Below are 22,645 nucleotides of genomic sequence, written 5' to 3'. Positions count from 1 at the left end.
CTCGACATTCCCACCAGGGGAACGGATCTCGGCGGCCTGTAGTTCAATCAGGCCGTGGACCAGCCCGCATTTGTCCTGCACGACCACCGCAAGCCCGCACCGCACTTCGACCTGCGGCTGGAGGAGGACGGTGTGCTGCGGTCGTGGGCGTTGCCCCGCGGCCTGCCGACCGATCCCGCGAAGAACCGCCTGGCCGTGGCCGTGCCCGATCACGCGCTCGACCACCTGACCTACACCGACGAGCACAAGTTCATCGCGGACATCGGCTGGTGGGAGGAGAACGACCGCAACACCAAGCGGTTCGTCTTCACCCTGCACGGCCGCGAGGAGTCCCACCGGTACGCCTTGATCCACACGGGTGGGAAAAACTGGCTGCTGCACCTGACCAAGGAGCAGCCGACGGGTTGACACATCGGACCCGGTCGATACAGGCTGACCTTGACATGGCATGACATCGATGTCATCTGGGGGGACGCATGATCGGATTCCGTACCGTCGCCGCGCTCGCGGGAGTGGCCCTGGCCGTGCCGATAGGCGCGGGAGCCCAGGCGGCAGCGCCGCCACCACTGGTCGCGGAGCCCGCGACGTACGTGAACCCGTTCATCGGCTCGACGAACCTCGGCAACACCTACCCCGGCGCGGTGACACCGTTCGGGATGCTCGCCTGGAGCCCGCAGACCTCGCGCGGCACCCAGATCTCGACGCCCGCACCGGGCGGTTACCAGTACACCGCGACCCGGATCCGCGGGCTGAGCCTGACGCACCTCAGCGGTGTCGGCTGCTCGGGCGCGAACGGCGACATCCCGATCATGCCGCACGTCGGTGACATCACGACCTCGCCGACCGCGGACGCCACCGACGCCGTCTTCGCCAGCACGTTCTCGCACGCCAACGAGGCCGCCAAGCCCGGCTGGTACAAGGTCGGCCTGGACAGTGGCGCCGGCGCCGAGTTGACCGTCACGCCGCGTACGGGCTTCGGGAAGTTCTCGTTCCCCGCCGACAAGCCCGCCGGGCTGCTGTTCCGCACGTCGATGTCGGAGACCGGGAGCGAGGCTGCGACCGTACACATCGATCCGGCGACGCAGACGGTGACCGGGTCGGTGAGCGCGGGCAACTTCTGCGGGCCGCAGAGCACGAACAACTCGAAGGCCTATTACACGCTGCACTTCGTGGCGAAGCTCGACCAGCCGTTCAGTGCGACGGGCACCTGGAAGGACGCCACCCTGGCGCCGGGCAGCACCGACGCCCAGGGCGGCAGCGGTTACAGCAGCACCGGGCGCCCGAACGCCGGGAAGGGCTCGGGCGGCTACGTGTCGTTCGCCCCGGGCACGACCAGCGTGGGGATGCGCGTTGCGATCTCGTACGTGAGCCTGGACGGCGCGAAGGCCAACCTGGCGCAGGAGTCGCCGGAGCGGCTGAGCTTCGCGGCGATCCAGGCGGGTGCGCGCAGCGCCTGGTCGGCCCGGCTCAAGAAGATCGGCATCGGTGGCGGCACCGAGGATCAGAAGACGACGTTCTACACGGCGCTCTACCACGCCATGCTGGAACCGACTCTGACCAGCGACGTCGACGGCCGGTATTACGGCGCTGACGACGCCGTCCACACGTTATCCACAGGACAAAAGGCTCAGTACGGGACATTTTCCGGCTGGGACGTCTATCGGGCCCAGGTTCAGCTGCTCGCGCTGCTCGACCCGAAGATGGCCAGTGACTACGCCCAGTCGCTGTTCAACTATGCGAACCAGCGTGACGGCGAGTGGGACCGCTGGCTGCTTCAGCACGGCAAGACCGCGGTGATGTCGGGCGACCCGGCCGCCGCGGCGGTCGCCGGCATGTACGCGTTCGGCGCCCGCGATTTCGACGTGCAGGGCGCCTTCGACTCCCTGGTGCACGCGGCGACCGTGCCGACGGCGAACGACTCCAGCGACGCCGGCTGCAACGTCGAGTGTGTGGGCCAGCGCCCGTCGCTCGACAAGTACCTGGAGCTGGGTTACGTGCCCGCCGACAACTGTCACTGCTGGGGTGGCGCGGCGGAGACCCTGGAGGACGCGGCGGCCGACTACGGCATCGCCGAGCTGGCCAAGGCACTCGGTGAGAAGGAGAAGCACGCCGACTTCCTGGACCGCTCGCACAACTGGCGCAACGTCTACGACAAGGACGCCAAGGCCGACGCGGGTCTCGAGCACAACATCCGCGAACGGATCACCGAGATCACCGCCAGCGCGGAGAACCCGCCCGGCGAGGGCAAGACGCAGGTTTTCGACGGCGACAAGGGCACCAAGTGGCTCACCTTCGCCACGACCGGCTGGGTCCAGGCCAAGCTGGCGGCGCCGCTGACCGTCGAGAAGTACGCCCTGACCTCGGCCAACGACGTACCGGAACGTGATCCCCGGGACTGGCAGCTGCAGGGCTCGACCGACGGCACCACGTGGACCACGCTCGACACGCAGACCGGTCAAGCGTTCGAGAAGCGCGGTCAGACCAAGGAGTACACGGTTGCGAACCCGCAGCCGTACAGCTACTACCGGCTGACCATCACCGCGAACGGCGGCGCCCCGATCGTGCAGCTCGCCGAGGTGGAGTTGGCCGACCCGGCCGTCCCCACCCCGATCCCGGCCGACGGTGCGTTTGTCGGCTGGATGCGCGACCGCTACGCCGACGGTGACTGGGCCGAGGGCTTCAGCCCGTCGACCGGGTCCGGCTTCGTCGAGGGCAGCAGCGCGCAGTACACCTGGATGGTCTACTCCGACGTGGTCGGCCTGGCCGCGGCGATGGGCGGCAACAAGGTCGCGATCGAGCGCCTCGACGCGTTCTTCCGCAACCCCGACGGCACGTTCGACCTGAGCGCCACCAAGGGCACGAAGTTCGACGCGACCAACGAGCCCGACATCCAGACGCCGTACCTCTACAACTACTTCGGGGCGGCGTACAAGACGCAGGAGACGGTGCGCGCGATCGTCGACGGCAAGTGGAGCAACGGCACCGGCGGCATCCCGGGCAACGACGACGCCGGCACGATGAGCGCCTGGTACGTCTTCTCCGCCCTGGGTCTCTACCCGACCGTGCCGACCCGGGCCGAGCTGGCGCTGACCACGCCTCTCTTCCCGCGGGCGGTCGTCCACCTGGCGAACGGCAAGGACCTCACGATCGAGGCACCCCGCTCCGACGCCAAGGCGATCTACGTGGAGAAACTGACGGTGAACGGGAAAACGACCACGAAGGGCTGGTTGCCCGCGAGTGTGGTCAGCACGGGCGGGAAGCTGAGCTACACCCTGTCCACCACACCCAGCCTGACCTGGGGAAGTGGTCCCGGGGACGTGCCTCCGCAGAACTAGTTGCGGCGCGGTTGTAATCTCCGCGGAAGCGTGACAGCGGGTGCCCTGGCGAGGGATCGTCAGGGCACCCCCACGTTTGTGTCTCCGGCGGGTGGATACCGTGGGAGGTCGGGGCTGCAAGTCCCGACACGACGACGGGAGACTGTCCAGCCCATGCCGCCCCCGGATGATCTGCCCAGTTTTCTGCACAGCGTCGCCCCGATTCTCGACCGGTGGGGGTACCTCGCCGTAGCAGGCGTCATCGGGGTCGAAAGTTTCGGCGTGCCGGCACCGGGTCAGACGATCATGGTCGCTGCGGCCATCTACTCCAGCTGGGGCCGGCTGGACATCTTCGCCGTCGCCGCGATCTCCTTCGTCGCGGCCGTGCTCGGCGACAACGTCGGCTACTGGATCGGCGTGCGCGGTGGCCGCCGGGCCGTGCACCGCTTCGGCAAGTACATCTTCATCACCCCGGCCCGCCTCGAACGCGCGGAGAAGTTCTTCGCCCGGCGCGGCAACCGCATCGTGGTCGTGGCCCGCTTCATCGACGGCCTCCGCCAGCTCAACGGCGTGATCGCCGGCATCACCGCGATGCCCTGGCGCACCTTCCTGCTCTACAACGCGATCGGCGCCGCGCTCTGGGTCGGCTGGTGGACCACCATCGCGTACCTCCTCGGCACGCACCTCGTCGAGATCATCGAACGCGCCGAGGAATACAAGTTCTGGGCGATCGGCGCGATCGTCATCGCCGTCGGCACCTACATCTGGCTGCATCTGCGCCACATCCGCAAACGCCGCGCCCGGCAGGCCGCCGAAGCCGCCGAGGCCGCCGCCTGTGAGCCGGAAGACGTCCAGGCCTGAGGGTTGCGGCCCGGCCCACCGGGTAGGTCTTCGGTAAGACCCGATGGGAGTGATAGTTGTGACTTCACCCGCCCAGTCCCTGGACCGCCGCCGCGACAAGGCGAGCAGCGCGGGCGCCGCAGCCGACAAGGCACAGGCGGCGGTGACCGACATCGACCACCAGCTCGACACGATCGCCGGACTGACCCAGCAGCAGAAACAGGCACTGCGCCACGCCCGCGACGAGGCCGAGCGGCTCAAGCGATCGCTCGCGGCCGCGGCCAAACGGCAGAGTCAGCTGACCCGGCAACGCAAGAAGGCCGTCGCGCAGGCGGACAAGGCGCGAGGCAAGGCCAAGGCCGCCGAGGCGAAATACGACAAGGAAGTGCTGGCCGAGCTGATCCGCCGCGAAAAGGCCGCTTCGGCCGGCCCGGCCCCGGTCCCAGCGGACAGTGCGCCGGACGGCAGTGCCCGCGAGGTCGCTGCCAAGGTCACGGCCGCGAAGGCGAGCGGGGCCCGTCCCCCGCGCCGGCCTGCCGCCGATCCCGCGCCTGAGAAGCCCAGCGCGGCCACGACAACGGCCCGGCGCACCGCCGCACGAGCAACCCGCTAGACCCTTTACCCGTACGTGCACCACCGTGGGGCTCTCCGTACGGGGAGCCCCGCAGCCGTGGTCAGGTGGCGGACGTGGCCGGTGGCAGGTCGTCGAGGAAGTCACCCGTCGGCACGAAGAACAGCGATCCCGTCCGGGCCGTCGAGAAGTCGAGGATGCGGTCGTAGCTGCCGTACGGGTCACCGAGGAACATCCGCCGCAGCATCAGCTCCGGCACGTCGGGCGTCGCGGCGTACGCGATGTAGTAGGTCCCGAACTCGCCGGCCGCGATCGAGCCGAACGGCATGTTGTCCCGCAGGATCTTGAGCTCGTTGCCCTCGTGGTCCTCGACCGTGTTCAGGGCGACGTGCGAGTCGGCGGGTTTGTCGGCGATCTCGATGTTGTCGAGCTTGGTCCGGCCGATCACCGCCTCCTGCTGCTCGACGGTCATGGTGTTCCAGGCGGTCATGTCGTGCACGTACTTCTGCACCATGACGTAGCTGCCGCCGGCAAAATCCGGGTCCTCGTCGCCGACCAGCACCGCCGCCGAGGCCGCCGCACCGACGGGGTTCTCCGTGCCGTCGACAAAGCCGAGCAGATCGCGCTCGTCGAAGTACTTGAAACCGTGCGTCTCGTCGATGATGTCGGCAGCGCCCCGGAGCCGTTCGCCGATCTTGGTGGCCAGCTCGAAGCAGACGTCGACCTGGCTCGCCCGCAGGTGGAACAGCAGGTCACCGGGGGTGGACGGCGCCGTGTGCTTCGGACCTTTCCACTGGCGGAAGCGGTGCAGCTGCGCGGGCCGCGGGCCGTCGAAGAGCCGGTCCCACAGGTCCGAGCCGATGCCGGTCACGCAGGACAGCTGGGCCGCGGGCACCCGGAAGCCGACCGACCGCTGCAGGGCGCCGAGATCCTCGAGCAGGTCGCGGACCGCCTGCTCACCGCCCTCACGAACCGTCGCCACCAGAAAGATCGCGGCGTCGGTGAGCGGGCTGAGCACGGCCTGCTGATTGACGGTGGGTCCCACCGACCGAGGTGCTGTCACACGGCGCAGCTTAGTGATAATCAAGCTATGAGCGAGCACGTAGAGGTACTCGTCATAGGCGCGGGGTTGTCCGGAATCGGCGCGGCGTACCGGCTGCAGACCGAATCTCCGGGCCGCAGCTACGCCATCCTCGAGGCACGGGAGACGAGCGGCGGGACGTGGGACCTGTTCCGCTATCCCGGCGTGCGGTCCGACTCCGACATGTTCACGCTCGGATATCCGTTCCGGCCCTGGCGGGAGCCGAAGTCGATCGCGGCGGGCCGGACGATCCTCGATTATCTGCGCGACACCGCCGCCGAGAACGGCATCGACAAGCACATCCGCTACGGCCGGCGGGTGGTCAGCGCGGCCTGGTCGACCCCGGAGGCCCGCTGGACGGTACGCACGGCCACCGGCGAGGAGTGGACCTGTTCCTTCCTGTACGTCTGCACCGGTTACTACCGCTACGACAGTGGCTACGAGGCCGACTTCCCGGGGCGGGAGAGTTTCACCGGCCCGATCGTGCACCCGCAGCACTGGCCGGAGGACCTGGACTGGACCGGCAAACGCGTGGTGATCATCGGCAGCGGCGCGACGGCGGTGACGCTCGTCCCCGCGATGGCCGACCGGGCGGCTCACGTGACGATGCTGCAGCGCTCCCCCAGTTATCTGCTGGCTCTGCCGACCCGCGAGGGCGCCGCGCGACGGGTCGGACCGCACGTGGTCCGGGCCCGGAACGTCCTGCTGACGTGGGCGCTCTACCAGGCCGCCCAGCGCTGGCCGGACCGCGTGGCCCGGGCCCTCAAGAAGGGCGTGGCCGAACAACTGCCTCCGGGTGTGGACGTGGACCCGCACTTCTCCCCGCGGTACGCCCCCTGGGATCAGCGGTTGTGCGTCGTGCCCGACGGCGATCTGTTCGCGGCGATGCGGGCGGGGCAGGCCTCGGTGTCGACCGGCACGATCGAGTCGTTCACACCGGACGGCATCCGGCTGACCGGCGGTGAGCACCTCGACGCCGACGTGATCGTCACGGCGACCGGCCTGACGATGGTGGCGTTCGGCGAGATCGCGCTGACCGTCGACGGACGGGAGATCAACTCAGCGGATCTGCACGTGTACAAGGGCATGATGTTCGACGGTGTGCCCAACTTCGCCTGGTGCGTGGGGTACACGAATGCCTCCTGGACCCTGCGCGCCGACCTGACCTCCCGGTACGTGTGCCGCCTGCTCAACTATCTGGCCCGGCACCGCATCGACATCGCCACACCCACACTGCCGGCGGACGCGCACGACACCGGCGAGCCGCTCATGGCGCTCTCCTCCGGTTATGTCCAGCGGGCCGCGAGCGTGCTCCCGCGTCAGAGTGACCGCCGCACCTGGCGAATGATCAACAACTATCTGCTCGATCTGCCGCGCATGCGACTGAGCCGCATCGACGACGGTGACATGATGTTCGCGCGGATCAAGACGGGGGCCTGACGTGGATCGTTTCGCATTTGCCGGACGCACGTGTGTCATCACGGGCGCGGCCAGTGGCATCGGAGCAGCACTGACACTCGACCTGGCCAAGCGCCGGGCGGTGCTCGTGCTGATCGATCGTGACGCCGAGGGCCTCGCCCGCGTCGCCGAGCTGGCCCGGGAGATCGGCGCCAAGGAGGTCAGCACGCACGTCGTCGACCTCTCCGACGGCGGTGACCGGCTGGACCTGGCGGCCGAGGTCGCCGCCCGGCACGGCGGCGCCGACCTGCTGGTCAACAACGCCGGTGTGGCCCTGAGCGGCACGTTCGAGCAGGTCAGCCTGAAGGACTTCGACTGGCTGCTCGAGGTCAACCTGCACGCCGTGATCCGGATGACCAAGGCGTTCCTGCCGCAGCTGCTGAGCCGTCCGGGCGCGCACGTCGTCAACATCTCCAGCCTCTTCGGCCTCATCGCCCCGCCCACCCAGGTCGCGTACGTGACCAGCAAGTACGGCGTCCGCGGCTTCTCCGAGGCGCTGCGCCACGAGCTGGCGGGCAAGGTCGGCGTGACGGTGGTGCACCCGGGTGGCATCAGGACCAACATCGCCACCAGTGCCCGGCTGACAGGCGCTGACGAGGACGGCACCCAGGCCGCGCAGGCCGCGGAGTTCACGCGGAAGGCGCTGACGATGCCACCCGAGGAGGCCGCCCGGCAGATCATCGCGGCGGTGCAGTCCCGCAAGCCCCGGCTGGTGATCACCCGTGCGGCGAAGCTGGCCGACGTGCTGGTGCGTGTCGCCCCCGCCCGCTATTGGAACGTCATCCAGCGTCAGCTCGCCAAGAGAAACATGTAGGCGGCATGTAGGCGGCGTGTCAGCGGGCCGGCGCACGCTGAGGGCATGACAGCTGATCTGGTGATCGAGGCCGAGGGCCTCGTCAAGCACTTCGGGTCGACCAAAGCCCTCCAGGGCGTCGATCTCGCCGTGCCCCGGGGGACCGTGCTCGGCGTTCTCGGCCCCAACGGCGCGGGCAAGACCACCGCCGTCCGCATCCTCTCCACACTCCTGACCCCGGACGCCGGCAGCGCCCGCATCAGCGGTTTTGACGTCGTCCGCGACGCCGAGAAGGTCCGCGGGGTGATCGGCCTGACCGGCCAGTACGCCTCGGTCGACGAGGACCTGACCGGCCGGGAAAATCTGGTGCTCTTCGGCACGCTGCTCGACCTGGGCCGGGCCGGTGCCCGGCAGCGGGCCGCGGAGTTGCTGGAGTGGTTCGACCTGACCGACGCGGCGGGGCGACCGGCCAAGACCTACTCCGGGGGCATGCGGCGACGCCTCGACCTGGCCGCGAGCCTCGTCGGCTCCCCCGACGTGATCTTCCTGGACGAGCCGACGACCGGTCTCGACCCGGCCAAGCGCGAGGACATGTGGGACGTCGTCCGCACCCTCGTCGCCGGTGGCTCGACCGTGCTGCTGACCACGCAATATCTCGAGGAGGCGGACGCACTCGCCGACGCGATCACGGTCATCGACCACGGCCGGGTCATCGCCCACGACACTCCCGAGGGCCTCAAGCGCATCGTCGGCGGTCAGACCCTGGAGGTCCGCCCGTCCGACCCGGCGCAGCTCGCACTGACCGCCTCGATCCTCTCCGAGGTGTCCTCCGGCGCCGCGGCCGACGAGATCCGCAAGGGCATGCTCGCCGTACCGGTCACCGACGACCGGGCGATGACCGAGGCGGTCGGCCGGCTCGCCGCGGCGGGTGTCGCCGTCACCGAACTCGCCCTGCACCTGCCCAGCCTCGACGAGGTCTTCTTCTCCCTCACCGGGCGTACGGCGTCCGACGACGACACGACCTCCACCACGATCAAGGAAGAGGTGGCGGCATGACCACGATGACTCGCGTACCGCGTACCGGCAGCCCGATCCTGCCCACGAAGGTCACCCCGAACCCGCGGCCGTTCCGGCTCGTGCGGCACTCCCTGGCCCTCGCCAAACGCAGCCTGATCAAGACCGCGCGAACACCCGAGGCCCTGATCGACGTGACGTTGCAGCCGGTGCTGTTCCTCGTCATCTTCGTCTACATCTTCGGTGGGGCGGTCGCCGGATCCACCCACGACTACCTGCAGTTCCTGCTCCCGGGCATCCTCGCGCAGACGATCGCGACCGGCTGCATCGCGATCGGCGTCAACCTCAACACCGACCTCGCCAAGGGCATCTTCGACCGGTTCCGGTCCTTGCCCGTACCCCGCTCGGCGCCACTGGTGGGTGCGGTCCTCGGCGACGTCGTCCGGTACGTGATCGTCACGGTCGTGACGCTGGCGATCGGCTACGTGATGGGTTTCCGGATCACGACCGATCCGCTCAGTGCGATCGCCGGCTGCGCCCTGGCCGTGCTCTTCGCGCTCTGCCTCAGCTGGCTGCCGGTCCTGGTCTCGATGAAGGTGCGGACGCCCGGGGCCGTGCAGGGCATCATGTTCGCCCTGATCATGCCGCTGAGCTTCGCGTCCAACGTGTTCGTCGGCACCAGCACGCTGCCCGGCTGGATGCAGAGCTTCGTCAACGTGAACCCGCTGACCCACCTGGTCGGCGCGATGCGCGGCCTGTTCCTCGGCGAGCCCCTCGGCACCCACGTGTGGTGGACGCTCGCCTGGTGCGCCGGCTTTGTTGTGGTCTTCATGCCACTGGCGCTGCGGGCGTACCGGAAAAAGGTCTAATTCAGCAGGCCGTCCATCAGCTCCCGGATGCGGGAGCTGATGGCGGCCAGCGGCCGTCCCTGCCAGGCGGCGAGCAGTTCGCGGCGCTTGTCCTCGGAGCCCAGCGCGGTGGCGAGCCGCTCGCCTTCGCCGGGTGGGAACACCAGACCGACCATCGCACCGACGCGGATGCCCAGCGTCCACAGGTCCCGGGCGGTGTCCCGCTCGCCGCGGATGGACGCGAGCTCGGCGCCGCCCAGCGCCCAGGCTCCGAGCAGCGGATTCTCGTGAGTGGACAGAGCCTCGTCCCGGGCCATCACCAGCTGGGCGACCGCGCGGGCCTCCAGCTGGGTGCGCAGCTCCGGGCGTACCTCGCCGACCCACAGCTGCAGCACCGCGACGGCGACCCGGAACACCAGACGGCGTTCCGGCCCCTGCTCGGTGAACCGTGCTGCGGCCCGGTCCACCGCGTCGCCGTACGCGAGGGCCTCGTCGTACCGGTGACGCCGCCAGGCCAGATGCGCGAGACCCAGGTTGGCCTGCACGGTGTCGATCTCCTCGCCGGGGCCGGAAGCGGCCAGCTCGACCAGCCGCTGCTCGGCCTCGGCATCGCCGGTGAGCGCCAGCTGCACATCGAGCAGCACCCCGATCGACCGCGCGTCCTGCACGGCACCGACCAGTTCCATGTGCCGCACGCTGCGCGACAACCACATCGTCGCCCGCTCGTCGCCGCGCGAGCTGACGGAATGCCCGACCACCTGAGCGGTCATCGCCATCCCCCAGTGATCCCCGGCCTGCTCAAAACTCCGGTACGCCTCCTCGGCGTCCGGGATCGAGGCCGCGGGCATGCCACCGTTCTCCCGGAGGACCGCCCGCAGGAACAGGCCGAAACCCCGCACGTACGGGTCGGGGAACGCGACCAGCTCCTCCGCCGCCACCAGATTGCCGTCGGGGTGGATCCGGTCCAGGGCGGGCAACGCCGCGGCGAGCACCCGCTGCCGGGCGGAGATCTCCCCGGCGCGTTCGACGAGCGCGTGGCGGACGACCCGCCGCCCGATCGCGGCGAGCCGCAGTGGCCCGGTGATGCCCGCGTTGACCCCCACCAGCAGGCACAACCAGACGAGCCGATCGGCGTCGGGCAGCGGCCGCCCGGCTCCCCGGCCGCCGGTGATCGCGGACCGAAGCCGCGCCGCGGGATCGTCCGGGTGCAGCAGCGAGGCAGCCCAGGTCGTGACCTCCAGATGCAGGCCACGAACGGTCCACAGGTGAAACAGCGCCACGGCGATGTCGACGGCGGCAGGCTCGTCGTCGTGCACGATGGCCCAGCGCAGACCGGCCAGCAGATTGCCCTGCTCGGCGGCACAGCGGGCAAACGCGTCCAGCTGCCCGAAACCGGAGTAGTCGCGTACGAGGGTGACGGCCAGCGCCTGCGCCCAGCCGGTCAGACCGGTCGACGCCTGCTCCCGGCCACCGGCGGCGTCAAGCCGGGCCTCGCCGTACTCACGGACGGTCTCGAGCATCCGGTACCTCGGCGCCGGACCGTCGCCCTCGAAGCTCAGGAGCGACTGCTCGACCAGGTTCGCCAGCCCGCGGCGGACGTCGGGGACACCGGCGACCGCGGCCGCCAGATCGGCGGTGAAAGGCGCCGGGATCACCGAGAGCCGCTGGAACAGCTCACGATCGGCGGACGTCAGGAGCTCCCGACTCCAGTCGACCATCGCCCACAGACTCGCGTGACGTTCCGGCAACCCGCGCAACGCGTCGTCCAGCAGCGCGAACCGGTCACTGAGCCCGGCCAGGACATCGTCGATCGGCATCGACCGCAGCCGGGCCGCAGCCAGCTCCAACGCGAGCGGAAGGTTGTCGAGCCGGTGACAGAGGGCGAGAGAGCGTTCCTCGTCCCAGGTCGGCACCGCGCCGCCGGCCTTGGCCCGCGCCTCGAGCAACCCGAGCGCCTCCCCATCGGGCAGCGCCACCAACCGGTGCACGACCTCCCCGACCAGGCCGAGCGGTGCCCGACTCGTGGCCAGCACCGCAACCTCGGGCGAAGCCGCCGCCAGCAGGTCGGCGACCACCTCCGCGGCAGCATCGAGAACATGCTCGCAGTTGTCCAGGACCACCAGACCTTCGAGCTCGAAGGCAAGCGCCCGGAGTCGCTCCTCCGGGTTCAGCACCCGCCGTTCGAGACTCATCCCCGGTGCCGTCGACGCTGTCTCGGCCCCACCGAACGCCGCGACAACCGCGGGCAGCACACCGGCCGGGGAACGTACACCGGCCAGCTCGATGACGCGTACCGGCCCCGGGGTGCGCCGGGCCACCTCGGCGGCGAGCCGCGTCTTCCCCGCACCACCGACCGCCACGATCGTCACCAGCGGCGCATCGGCCAGCGCCGAGGTCACCGCCGCCACGTCACCCTCCCGGCCAACCAGCGCGGTCGCCGAGCGCCGCCACCCCCGCGGCAGCCCCTGTTTGCCCGGAACCGCCCGGGCCACCTTGAGCTCACCTCGCAGCAACGCCAGATGCGCCTCAGCCAGCACCGGCGACGGATCGGCGCCGTACCGGTCGGCCAGCTCCGTACGCAAACGCTCAAACACCTCGAGGGCCTCGGCATCACGACCCTGCGCGGCGAGCACCCGCACCAGCAACGCCGCGGCCGGCTCATCCGGCGGGGTGTGCTCGGCCAGCCGCCGCAGATCCTTCTCGTCGAACCCACCGGCACCGGCGAGCGCGGCCTCGGCCCGCAACACGGCAACATCGGCAAAAAGCCGGGTGCCCTCGGCACCGGCAAGCTCAGGAATCTCCGGAAAAAGCGCGCGCGCCCGATCAGCCGCCGACCGCGCCCCCGCCGCGTCACCACTCCGCAGCGCGTTCCGCGCCTGCTCAACCAGCCCGCGAGCGGTCACAGCATCAACATCAACCCGATCCACCGGTACGCGGTAACCACCCGCAACCGCCTCAACCGCCAGCCCGAGCCGCCGCACACGTGACACGAGAGCCTGCAACGCACCGGCGGAATCATCCGGCGGCTCACCCTGCCAGACCGCATCAACCAACGCTGCGGCGGAAACCGCCCGGCCCCGCGCGCCGACCAGCTCCCGGACTAGCGCAGCCAGCCGCTCACCCCGCACCGGCCGCCCATCAACAGCCAGCACACCCAGCGTCGTAACAGTGGTCATGATGCTGCCATCATGACCCACCCCCATTTCAGCTGAGCCACCCGTCGTTCTTCCGCTGCGGTTGTCGTTCGCGCTTTGGCTTGGGCGCGCCCGTTCGACCTGGCGCGGCGGCGGTGGACGCAGGCCAGGAGAGGCCGAAACTTCGGCTCAGCGTCGTAGGTCATCCGCGAGCAGGAATGGTAAGGGTGGGCGGCCACGTCTGGGCCGGCTTGCCGTTGCTCTGCATCTGAAGGCCTCCAGGCCAAGCCAGGCCGAGGCCAGCCCAGGCCAGGCTGGGCCGGGCTGGGGCGGGCCGGGCGAGACCAGACCCGGGGGCGATACAGCTGGGTGATCGAGACCATCGCGATCGGTCGCGGGGCTCACGAAGGCCCAACTTCAGCGAAGTTGGGCCGGGAACGGGCCAGACCGAGCAGGACCAGACCAGGTGGGACCAGACCGGGCGGCGATACAGCTGGGTGCACGAGACCATCGCGATCGGTCGCGGGGCTCACGAAGGCCCAACTTCAGCGAAGTCGGGCCGGAAGCAGACCAGACCACGCGGGACCAGACCGGGCCGGACCAGACCACGCGGGACCCGACCGGGCGGGACCGGACCGGGCGGGCCCCGGACCGGGCGGCGGTAAAGCTGGATGATCGAGACCATCGCGATCGGTCGCAGGGCTCACGAAGGCCCAACTTCATCGATGTTGGGCTGGGGGCATACCAGACCACGCGGGACCGGACCGGGCCGGACCCCGACCGGGCGGCGGTAAAGCTGGGAGATCGAGACCATCGCGATCGGTCGCGGGGGATCACGAAAGCCCAACTTCATTGAGCCTTTTTCATCGTGGGTGATCAGCTGCCTCAACGCTGTGCAGGACCTGGATTGCCTGCACGATCGCTGTGGTCCGGCCGGGGCTGCAGCGGACCTGGACCAGGACTTTCCATTGTTTGAGGGTGGCGTTGGCGCGTTCGCCGTTGGCGCGGATCGCAGCGTGATCGCGGTTGAATTGCTTGTTCCAGGCGGTGAAGACTTTGCGGCCTTTGTGTTTCTTGTACGGAGTGATCAACGGGCGTTGGGTGCCTTGGTAGGCCCGGTCGGCGAAGGTGATCACCCTAGCCTTGGCCAGGGCCTCGATCAGGCCGTGGGTGCGAGCCGCGGTCAGGTCATGTGCCCTGCCCGGTAGCGCGGGTGAGGCCCAGATGAGCCGCCTGGCCGGGTCGGCGACGACTTGGACATTCATGCCGTGCCGTCGGTGCTTACCGGAGTAGTAAGCCTTGTCGTCGGCGACCCGGTCGATCGGGATCAGGGTGCCGTCGAGGATTGCGAACGACAGCCGCCGGATCCGGGTCATGGCGGTGGCCAGGTTGTCGGCGGTGGCGGCGAGTAGGTCGATGGCTTCGCGGACGTATCGCCAGGCGGTGGTGGTGCTGATGGCAAAGCCGGTGGCCAGGCGGTGGTAGGTGTCGCCGTTGCGCAGGTGGGCCAGGGCGAGCAGTGCTTGCCGGGCCGGGGCCAGGACCCGCCACCGCGATCGTAGTTGCCGGCGGTGGTGGCGGATGAGGCCGGCCAGGTGGTTCAGGGACTGGCTGGACAGAGAGATCGTCGCGGGGTAAGACAGCATGGTGAGGCTCCCGGTTGGGGCATCGGATCTTGGTCGACTGCTGTCTTACCGGGAGCTTCACCTTCATCGATACCCGACCCGCAACCATCATCGTGACCAGCACCAACACGATGAAAAAGGCTCATTGAAGTTGGGCCTGGGCTGACCAGACCGTGCGAGGCCAGACCGGGCGGCCGCCGCCGGGAGAGCGCCGACGCCGACGCCGACGGTCTGGTGGTCGGCGCCGGTGGTCAGGCCGATCTAGACAAAGAAGGCCAAGCGTTTGCGGTTCTCGTCGTTGATCATGGTGAAGTCGCCGCCGGCGGCGATGGCGTTGCGGGTGCGGTCGGCGGTGAGGACGCGGACGCCGATCACACCGTTCGCTGCGGGGGACCAGCCGGTGAGCAGGCCGCGGCTGGTGATGGAGGCGAGTTTCACTCGTTTGACCGAGCCATCGGTGCAGACACCTTGGGCGCCGTTGCGGTTGGTCAGGCAGGCGCGGTCGAAGTGGCCGCCGACGTAGATCGTGCCGGCCAGGGAGGTGATGGCGACGGCGTCGCCGTCGAAGACGCGGGTCCAGCGGACCTTGCCTGCGCTGGAGTAGGCGATGGCTTTGCCGCCTTGGCCGCCGGTTGCGACGTAGACGCCGCCCGCGTCGGTGGTGAGGGAGTTGACCTGGGCGGGCGCGTTTGCCCGGAAGCTGGTGTAGACGCCGCCGGTCAACCCTGAGAGGGCCGCGACGCGCAGGGTGTTGCTGACACCGCTGATCTTGTGGAAGGCCCCGCCGGCGTACACGCGGGAGCCGGCCGCGGCCAGGGCGTGGACGGAGTCGTCGGCGCTGGGGCGCCAGCGGCCGTCGAGGGAGCCGTCGCTGAGGGAGAACGCGGCCAGGTTGCGGCGGGTGTTGCCGTTGACGGAGCCGAAGCTGCCGCCGACGTAGAGGCGGCCGTTGGCGGCGGTCAGGGCGTACGGGGCGCCGGTCACGGTGTGCGAGAACGTGCCGAGGGCGCCGGAGAACGCGTCGAGGCGGGCGAGGGCGTCTCGTCGCGTACCGGAGATGCGGTGGAAGTCACCGCCTGCGTAGACCGACGTGCCGTTGATCGCGAGGGCGCGGACGGTGGCGTCGGCCGACGGTGACCAGCTCAGCAACGAGCCCGAGGATACGTCGAAGGCCGCCAGCCGCTGCCGCTCGTAGGTGCGCCCGCCCCAGCCCACGCTGGTGAACGAGCCACCGACGTAGACCGTGTCACCGCGGTACGCGACGGCGTACACGGAGCCGTTGAAGAGCGGTGCCTTCGCGGGGCTGGAGCTGACCGCCTGCGCCGGGGACACGCCGGTGGTGGTGAGGGTCAGGGCCGCGACAGCGCCGACGATCAGGGATTTTCGTACAAGTCGGAGGAAACGCACATTTCATTAACGGTCCCGGCTGGAGGAAAGTCTCGCCGCCGCGCCGTCGTGTTCCCTCGTCGCTTGAGTAAATTGCTCGACAGCGAGGTGCCCGCCGGCCTCCAGCTCGTCCTCCACCGGGGTCTGAGTGCGCAGGCCGAGCCGGTCGAGCCACTCGACGAGCTGCCGGTGCACGGCGTCCGGTCCTTCAAGATCGCCGTGGGTGATCTGCCACTCGGCCGGGTGTACGAGCATCGCCTCGGTCTGCCACCCGCCGAGGCCGCCGTGGGAGCCGACCAGCTCCTCGAAGGCCGCCACCTCGTCGGTCACCGGGTCGACCGAGCTGATCAGCACCAGGTCGCCGATGTGCGCGGCCTGCTGGTGCCGCAGGAGGTCGGCGCGCGCGTGCGGCCCGTACGGGAGGAGTGGATCCACCCCCTCCACCGTGCCGTCGGCGAGCCGGTGGCGACCGGCCGCACCGACCGCCACGGGCCCGTTGTCGTCCACGATGACCAGACCCACGCCCGGGTGACCGGCGAGACCGGCGATGAGCTGCGGATATTCGTGGTCGATACGGTCGCGGCCGAGGCGTTCGGGGAAGCGGGTCAGGTAGATCAGCGCCAGGTTGCCCGAGGAGACCACCAGCAGGGGCGCGACCGGTGACGACGGGAAGTCGGGATCCTGGGTCGCCTCGGTCTCGGCGGGCGCGGCGGGGGCTTCCGCCTGGTCGGGCTGGGAGAAGCGCTCGACGACCTGTTCGAGGGTCTCGCCGTGACGCTGCCGGAACGTGGCGCCCTGGCTCTGACCGTGGTCCGAGAGGATCACGATGCGGTAGCGGCGGGCGGCCTCGGGGGCCAGGCGTTCGAGCACACCGAGCATCCGGTCCAGGCTTTCCAGCTGCCGCATCGACTCGGGCCGGGCCGGGCCGGCGTGGTGCGCCACCTCGTCGTAATCGACCAGGTCGCAGTAGACCGCCGGGGCGCCGCGGGCCATCTGCTCGGCGATCAGCGAGACGTTGACGTCGCGCAGCAGCATCGAGGCCGGGCGCAACGCCAGGAAGGCACCCGATCGGCTGACCCGGGGCTGGAGGTTGCGACGCCGCTGCAGCCGGGCCTGGTGCAGCTCGGTGATGACCTCGCCGACACCGAGGACCAGCGCCCGGGTGAAGCCGAACGGGCTGGCCATGAACGCGGCCCAGCCCCGGGCCGAGCGGCCGGGCAGCGCCGCGTGGCTGACGGTCAGCAGGCTGATCGCGGCGTCGCCGGAGAACGCGTTCCCGATGCTGACACCACCGTCACGCAGCAGTCCGCGGCCGTCGGAGAGCCGTGGCTCGATCATCGCCGCGTCCCGGGGCCGGTTGGAGACCATCAGCCGGCCGGTCTCCTTCTCGAACCAGCGGAAGCCGGGGATCTGCCGGGATGCGCCGTGCAGGATGCCCGCTTGCGACGCGGGTGTGGTCGAGGGCAGACCGGTGTGCCAGCCGCGCATGACGTGCGTACCGGCGCGCAGCCAGCGCCCGATCGTGGGGAGGTTGCCGGCGCGGACGGCCCAGCGCAGGACCGGTTCGCTGACCCCGTCGAGCTGGATCATCAGGAGACCCGGCTCGGTGCCCGCCTGTGGCCGGCGCAGCGTGACCAGCCGGCCGCCCGCCTGCCGGGCCTGGCGCCGGCGGATGCCGCGCATGAGGCGGCGGGCCTCCTTGACGAAGGTGTCCTCGGTGCCGCTGTCGAACATCCAGTCGAGGATCGCCGCGCAGACCACGGCCAGCAGCGCCGCGACACCGACGGTGGGCCAGCCGCTGAGTCTTTTCGACGGGTCCAGCTCCAGCGCGACCGCCATGACGATCACCTGGGCGACCACACCGAGCAGCATCGCGCCCCAGCCACCCAGGGCGACCACACCGGCCAGCAGAAGCGGGCGCAGCACGGCACCGACAGCGGCGACGAGCACCACCAGGCCCATCGTGTCGATCACGTCGGTGCTGCGGACACCGGGCATCAGCCAGAGGGTGAAAGTCAGGACGACAAAGGTGGTCGCCGCGCTACGGATGACCGCGCGGGTCCGGTCGATGACCCGCGGCCAGGCAAAAAGGGCGCGCAGCTCCTGGCGGCGGTTCCGGGTTGCCGGAACCGGCACAGGATCGCGCGGGCTGCCCCCGGTGCTCGATGCCACTGCAAAACGATCGCACAGGCGGCCCGGCCTGCGCTCACGACGTAGCCAACGCCACTCACCCGGCGGGCGGAACCAGCCTTCTGCCGTACGCGTCGGAGCCGATAGCGTCGACGCCATGGAGGGCACCGTGAGACTCAGGACCGTTCTGCCGGGACTGCTGCTGATCACCCTGACGGGTGCGTGCGCCAACGACGAGCCCAACGTGATGAACGAACCGCCCGTCACCTGGACGGTCCCCGACAAGTACGCCTTCACCCTCGCCTCCGAGTGCGGCGAACGCGCGCTCATCGGCCGTTTCCAGGTCAGCGTCGTGGGTGACAAGGTGGTCGCGGCCAAGGGGCTCGACGACTCCGCACGTAACGCGTTGATGTTGCGCATGGCCGATCTGGTGCCGACCCTGCAGCAGCTGGAGGCCGAGGCCGAGACCGCCCGGCGTGAGGGTGCGGAGGTGGTCGAGGTCGAGCGGGACCTCGGTGACGCCCACCCGGCGAAGATCACCATCGACTACTCACGGAACGCCATCGACGACGAGGCCTGTTACACGATCGAGGACTACACGATCGGGCTAACGGAGGCTCCTTCGCCGCTGCCGTCACGATAGGTTCGGGGCTCGGCGAGAGGGACTGGGAGGCCCGCATGCGGGTCTTACCCGTCATTCTTTCGGCTGTGCTGCTGCTCGCGGCCGGCTGCGATTCGTCACCACCGGCCAAGCCGGCCCCTCAGACCGCGGACCAGCAGCGGGTCGTCGGTTACTTCACCGACTGGGGCGTCTACGGCCGCAACTTCCAGGTCCGCAACGTCGACGCCAGCGGTGCCGCCGCCGACCTGACCCACCTCATGTACGCGTTCGGCAAGCTCGACGGTGGCAAGTGCACCACCAGCGACAAGTGGGCCGATTACGAGAAGCCGATCGCCGCGGCGGACAGCGTGGACGGTGTCGCCGACACTCCCGGCGCCGGACTGCGCGGCAACTTCGGCCAGCTCCGCAAGCTCAAGGCGGCGCACCCGCGGCTCAAGGTGATCTGGTCGTTCGGCGGCTGGACCGGCTCGAAGGGTTTCACCGAGGCCGCCAAGGACCCGGCTGCCTTCGCCAATTCCTGCTACAAGCTGCTGACCGACCCCCGCTGGTCCGGTGTCTTCGACGGCATCGACGTCGACTGGGAATATCCGAACGCCTGCGGCCTGGTCTGCGACACCAGCGGCCCGGACGCGTTGCCCGGCCTGCTCAAGTCTTTGCGGAGCACCTTCGGGCCGGAGGCGTTGATCACCGCGGCCGTGCCGGGCGACCTCGGCAAGCTGAAGGCCACCGACTATGCCGCGGCCGCCCGCAGCGCCGACTGGCTCAGCGCGATGACCTACGACTTCTTCGGTACGGGCGGCGCCGGCACGGGACCGACGGCGCCGCACTCACCGCTGAAGGCGTACCCGGGGATCCCGCGCGAGACCTCGACCACCGATGCTGCGATCAGTGGCCTGCTCGGCCTGGGCATCCCGCCGGAGAAGCTCCTGCTCGGCATCGGTTTCTACGGTCGTGGCTGGACCGGGGTGAGCCAGGCCGGCCCGGGTGGCACCGCGAGCGGCCCCGCGCAGGGCAGCTACGACAAGGGCATCGAGGACTACGCGGTGCTGCAGGAGACCTGTCCGCCCACCGGCAGCATCGGCGGCACGTCCTACGCCGTGTGCGGCGGCCAGTGGTGGGGATACGACACCCCCGAGACCATCAAGGCCAAGATGGCGTACGCCCGCAGCAAAGCCCTCGGTGGCGCCTTCGCCTGGGAGCTTTCGGGTGACACCGACGACGCCCGGCTGGTCACGGCCATGAAGGACGGGCTGAGCGGCTAGCCGATCCGCACCCACACGTTGTCGAGGGTGCCCTGGAACTGGTCGTTGTCCGAGTAGGCGCCCTTGCCACCGACGCTGAACGGGCGGTTGTTGGAGACCGACAGCTGTGCGGAGATCGCCCTGTTCCCGCGGACGGCCCCGTCGACCAGCACGGTCAGGTTCGTGCCCTGGCGGCGGCACTCGATCGTGTGCCAGGCACCGTCGGCGACCGACCGGGAGCTGGTGACGAGCTTTATCCCCGGCTTCGCACCGACCAGGACACAGCTGGCCCGGCCGGCGGCGCCGTCGATCTGCAGCTTGTACTGGCTGCTGGTGGCCGAGTAGCCCTTCTGCACCACGTTCTGGCCCTTGCTGGTCTGGCCCCGGGTCAGCAGGACCATCGCGCCGTACGAGATCGGCCGGGTCCCGGGGTTGAGGCTGGCGGCGCTGGGGCTCTGCAGGGCGGCGTGCGGGCACTTCTTGGCCGAGCACTTGCCGGGGAACCGCAGGGCCTGGCCGCTGCCGTGCTGGACCGGGCTGACCGTGCCGCCGTTGCCGGTGATCAGCCTGAGGGTGTGCCCGTTGCCGGAGTCGTCGGGGATGGAGCCGGACCGCGCCCCGTCGAAGGCGTACCGCGCGACCAGCCTTCCCGTGCCGCCGGCCGCGCGGGCGGCGGTGGCGTGCAGCACCGCGGTGCGGGCCGCCGCCGACACGGTGACGGGGGCGGCGCCGGCCTGCTGGTGGGCCGCGGCGACGCCGGGGACGGAGCCGAGGAACGCCCCGGCGAGGACCGCGGAGGCGAGGAGACTACGAGATCGCATGCCCGAATTATTACTTGTGAACCGTTTCGGGGTTAATCCAACCGCCTACGACGGTCGGACGATCATGATAGCTATTCGGACTAATCCCCCATGAATCACGAAACCGCCCCGACCGAATCGGCCGGGGCGGTGCACTCGTGAGCGGGATCAGCCGACGTGCACGGCCGCCTCGCCGGTCGGCAGATCCGCCTTGTCGACCTTGACGAAGATCGCGGTGATGATCCCGGCGAGCAGGATCAGCCCGGCCGCCCAGGTGAACGCGTCGGCATAACCGTCGACCTGCGCCTTGAGCGCCACCGGCCCCGGGTCCTGACCCGCGACGAGGTTGGCCGCGACGTACGCCGCGATGGCGCTGGTCGCGATCGTGTTGAGCAGAGCCGTACCGAGCGACCCGCCGATCTGCTGCGTCGCGTTGAGCGCGGCACTCGCGGCACCGGCGTCGTGCTCCGGCACACCGACCAGCGCCAGGCTGGACAGCGGCACGAACGTGAAGCCGAGCCCCAGCCCGAGCAGCACCTGCGCGGGCATCAGGTGCGTCCAGAACGCCGTGTCGACGTCGATGAACCGCAGCGAGATCATGCCGATCGCGGCGAGCACGGGACCGATCATCATCGGGATCTTCGGGCCGATCCGCGGCAGCAGGTTCGACGCCACGGTGGCCGAGATCAGCACACCGACCGTCACCGGCAGAGAGGCGAAGCCGGCCTTGAGCGGCGTGTAACCGAGGACGTTCTGCAGGAAGAGCGTCAGGAACAGGAACGCGCCGAACAGACCCGCTCCGACCAGCATCGACGTCAGGTACGCGCCACCGCGGTTGCGGTCGAGCACGATCCGCAGCGGCAGCAGCGGATTTTTGCTGGCCCGTTCGATGAGCACGAAGACGATCAGCAGCACGATGCCGGCGGCGATGAAGGCGAGGGTCTTCGGCGAGTCCCAGCCCTCAGCCGGCTTGGCGGCCTCGGTGAAGCCGTAGACCAGCGAGGTGAGACCCAGCGTGACCACCACGGCGCCGGGCACGTCGTACGAGGTGTCGCCGTGTGCCTTGCTCTCGGGGACCAGCGGGATGGCCAGCGCCAGCGCGAGCAGGGCGATCGGGATGTTGACCAGGAGGCACCAGCGCCAGCTCGCGTACTCGGTGAGCACACCGCCGAGCAGCAGGCCGACGGCCGAGCCACCACCGGCGATGGCGCCGTAGACGGCGAACGCCTTGGCCCGCTCCCGGGCCTCGGTGAAGAGCACGGTGAGCAGCGCGAGGGAGGCCGGCGCGAGCAGCGCACCGAAGGCACCCTGCAGCGCCCGGGCGCCGAACAGCAGCGGCCCGGTGGTGGCGAGGCCACCGATCGCCGACGCGGCGGCGAAGCCGATGGCGCCGACCATGAAGGTGCGCTTGCGGCCCCAGTAGTCGGCGATGCGGCCGCCGAGCAGCAGCAGCCCACCGAAGGCCAGGGTGTAGGCGGTGATCACCCACTGCTGGTTGGCCTCGGTGATGCCCAGGTCCACCCGGGCGCTGGGGAGGGCGATGTTGACGATGGTGGCGTCGAGCACGACCATGAGCTGCGAGATCGCGATCACGCCGAGCGCGGCCCAGCGACGCGGGTGCAACTCAGGCGTGGAGTCCGGGCGAACCCCTGACGCTTCTGCGGCAGCGGACATCAATCGGTCCTTTCAGCGGTCTGCTCCAGGCGGCAAGAGCGCTGTCAAGCACCGGCCCGGTCATCCGCGATCGTACTGAGATCGTCAGCCGCGGATGGCCTCTGAGCTGCGAAT

16 protein-coding genes and 1 pseudogene are annotated in these 22,645 nt (G+C 69.8%); 10 read left to right on the top strand and 7 right to left on the bottom strand.

Features of this window, described 5'->3' with window-relative positions; translation table 11 throughout:
* Window positions 1-54: 54 nt before the first annotated feature.
* The 4 genes from AFR_RS03135 to AFR_RS03120 all read left to right on the top strand — a co-directional run bounded on the left by AFR_RS03135 (window position 55) and on the right by AFR_RS03120 (window position 4,767).
* A complete protein-coding gene (locus AFR_RS03135) occupies window positions 55-408 on the top strand; it encodes a DNA polymerase ligase N-terminal domain-containing protein (protein WP_023357849.1) in 354 nt (117 codons plus the stop codon).
* 68 nt (window positions 409-476) lie between these two features.
* The gene (locus AFR_RS03130; protein ID WP_023357848.1) at window positions 477-3,335 is read left to right on the top strand and encodes a GH92 family glycosyl hydrolase; all 2,859 of its coding nucleotides are present in this window, start codon (window positions 477-479) and stop codon (window positions 3,333-3,335) included.
* A 153-nt stretch (window positions 3,336-3,488) separates the two neighbouring features.
* Window positions 3,489-4,175 (top strand): DedA family protein, encoded by a 687-nt coding sequence (locus AFR_RS03125; protein WP_023357847.1) that lies wholly within the window; start codon window positions 3,489-3,491, stop codon window positions 4,173-4,175.
* Window positions 4,176-4,233: 58 nt separating this feature from the next.
* Window positions 4,234-4,767: a hypothetical protein gene (locus tag AFR_RS03120; RefSeq protein ID WP_023357846.1), complete on the top strand. Its 534-nt coding sequence runs from the start codon at window positions 4,234-4,236 to the stop codon at window positions 4,765-4,767.
* Window positions 4,768-4,828: 61 nt separating this feature from the next.
* Here the strand turns inward: AFR_RS03120 and AFR_RS03115 are convergent, their stop codons facing one another.
* Window positions 4,829-5,788 carry a Dyp-type peroxidase gene (locus AFR_RS03115; RefSeq protein WP_052359312.1) on the bottom strand — a complete coding sequence of 320 codons (960 nt, stop codon included), beginning with the start codon at window positions 5,786-5,788 and terminating at the stop codon, window positions 4,829-4,831.
* A gap of 27 nt (window positions 5,789-5,815) precedes the next feature.
* Between AFR_RS03115 and AFR_RS03110 the strand changes: the two genes are divergently transcribed.
* From AFR_RS03110 to AFR_RS03095, 4 genes are read left to right on the top strand one after another with little or no spacing between them, the layout of a single operon-like run.
* Complete coding sequence (locus AFR_RS03110; RefSeq protein WP_041840564.1) at window positions 5,816-7,246, top strand: flavin-containing monooxygenase; 1,431 nt, start codon at window positions 5,816-5,818, stop codon at window positions 7,244-7,246.
* Window position 7,247: 1 nt separating this feature from the next.
* Window positions 7,248-8,078 carry an SDR family NAD(P)-dependent oxidoreductase gene (locus tag AFR_RS03105; protein ID WP_023357843.1) on the top strand — a complete coding sequence of 277 codons (831 nt, stop codon included), beginning with the start codon at window positions 7,248-7,250 and terminating at the stop codon, window positions 8,076-8,078.
* A 45-nt stretch (window positions 8,079-8,123) separates the two neighbouring features.
* The gene (locus AFR_RS03100) at window positions 8,124-9,113 is read left to right on the top strand and encodes a daunorubicin resistance protein DrrA family ABC transporter ATP-binding protein (protein ID WP_023357842.1); all 990 of its coding nucleotides are present in this window, start codon (window positions 8,124-8,126) and stop codon (window positions 9,111-9,113) included.
* Complete coding sequence (locus tag AFR_RS03095; RefSeq protein ID WP_023357841.1) at window positions 9,110-9,940, top strand: ABC transporter permease; 831 nt, start codon at window positions 9,110-9,112, stop codon at window positions 9,938-9,940. The genes AFR_RS03100 and AFR_RS03095 overlap by 4 nt, the downstream gene beginning before the upstream one ends.
* On the opposite strand, the gene AFR_RS03090 is transcribed toward AFR_RS03095, so the two are convergent.
* From AFR_RS03090 to AFR_RS03075, 4 genes are all read right to left on the bottom strand, one after another.
* Window positions 9,937-13,095, bottom strand: a complete 3,159-nt coding sequence (locus AFR_RS03090; protein WP_041840563.1) for an ATP-binding protein — start codon at window positions 13,093-13,095, stop codon at window positions 9,937-9,939. The genes AFR_RS03095 and AFR_RS03090 overlap by 4 nt on opposite strands.
* Window positions 13,096-13,916: 821 nt before the next feature.
* Window positions 13,917-14,699, bottom strand: coding sequence for an IS5/IS1182 family transposase (locus AFR_RS03085; RefSeq protein WP_023357838.1), 783 nt, complete (start codon window positions 14,697-14,699; stop codon window positions 13,917-13,919).
* Window positions 14,700-14,939: 240 nt separating this feature from the next.
* Window positions 14,940-16,085: a PQQ-binding-like beta-propeller repeat protein gene (locus tag AFR_RS03080; protein ID WP_023357837.1), complete on the bottom strand. Its 1,146-nt coding sequence runs from the start codon at window positions 16,083-16,085 to the stop codon at window positions 14,940-14,942.
* Window positions 16,086-16,091: 6 nt separating this feature from the next.
* Window positions 16,092-18,236 carry an alkaline phosphatase family protein gene (locus AFR_RS03075; RefSeq protein ID WP_238547230.1) on the bottom strand — a complete coding sequence of 715 codons (2,145 nt, stop codon included), beginning with the start codon at window positions 18,234-18,236 and terminating at the stop codon, window positions 16,092-16,094.
* Window positions 18,237-18,363: 127 nt separating this feature from the next.
* Between AFR_RS03075 and AFR_RS03070 the strand changes: the two genes are divergently transcribed.
* Complete coding sequence (locus tag AFR_RS03070) at window positions 18,364-18,837, top strand: DUF6174 domain-containing protein (RefSeq protein WP_202963968.1); 474 nt, start codon at window positions 18,364-18,366, stop codon at window positions 18,835-18,837.
* 92 nt (window positions 18,838-18,929) lie between these two features.
* Window positions 18,930-20,078, top strand: a pseudogene (locus tag AFR_RS03065) (glycoside hydrolase family 18 protein); the annotation flags it as partial.
* On the opposite strand, the gene AFR_RS03060 reads toward AFR_RS03065, so the two are convergent.
* Both AFR_RS03060 and AFR_RS03055 read right to left on the bottom strand, forming a co-directional pair.
* On the bottom strand, window positions 20,075-20,878 hold the full coding sequence (locus AFR_RS03060; protein WP_023357833.1) for a LamG-like jellyroll fold domain-containing protein: 804 nt from the start codon (window positions 20,876-20,878) through the stop codon (window positions 20,075-20,077). The pseudogene AFR_RS03065 and the gene AFR_RS03060 sit on opposite strands and share 4 nt — an antisense overlap.
* Window positions 20,879-21,025: 147 nt before the next feature.
* Entirely contained in the window at window positions 21,026-22,531 is a 1,506-nt protein-coding gene (locus tag AFR_RS03055; RefSeq protein WP_041840562.1) for an MFS transporter, read from the bottom strand.
* Between the last annotated feature and the right edge of the window lie 114 nt (window positions 22,532-22,645).

This window comes from Amorphoplanes friuliensis DSM 7358 (assembly GCF_000494755.1).
In the GTDB taxonomy this organism is placed as follows: Bacteria; Actinomycetota; Actinomycetes; order Mycobacteriales; family Micromonosporaceae; genus Actinoplanes; species Actinoplanes friuliensis.
This window is presented reverse-complemented; position numbering and strand designations above follow the sequence as displayed.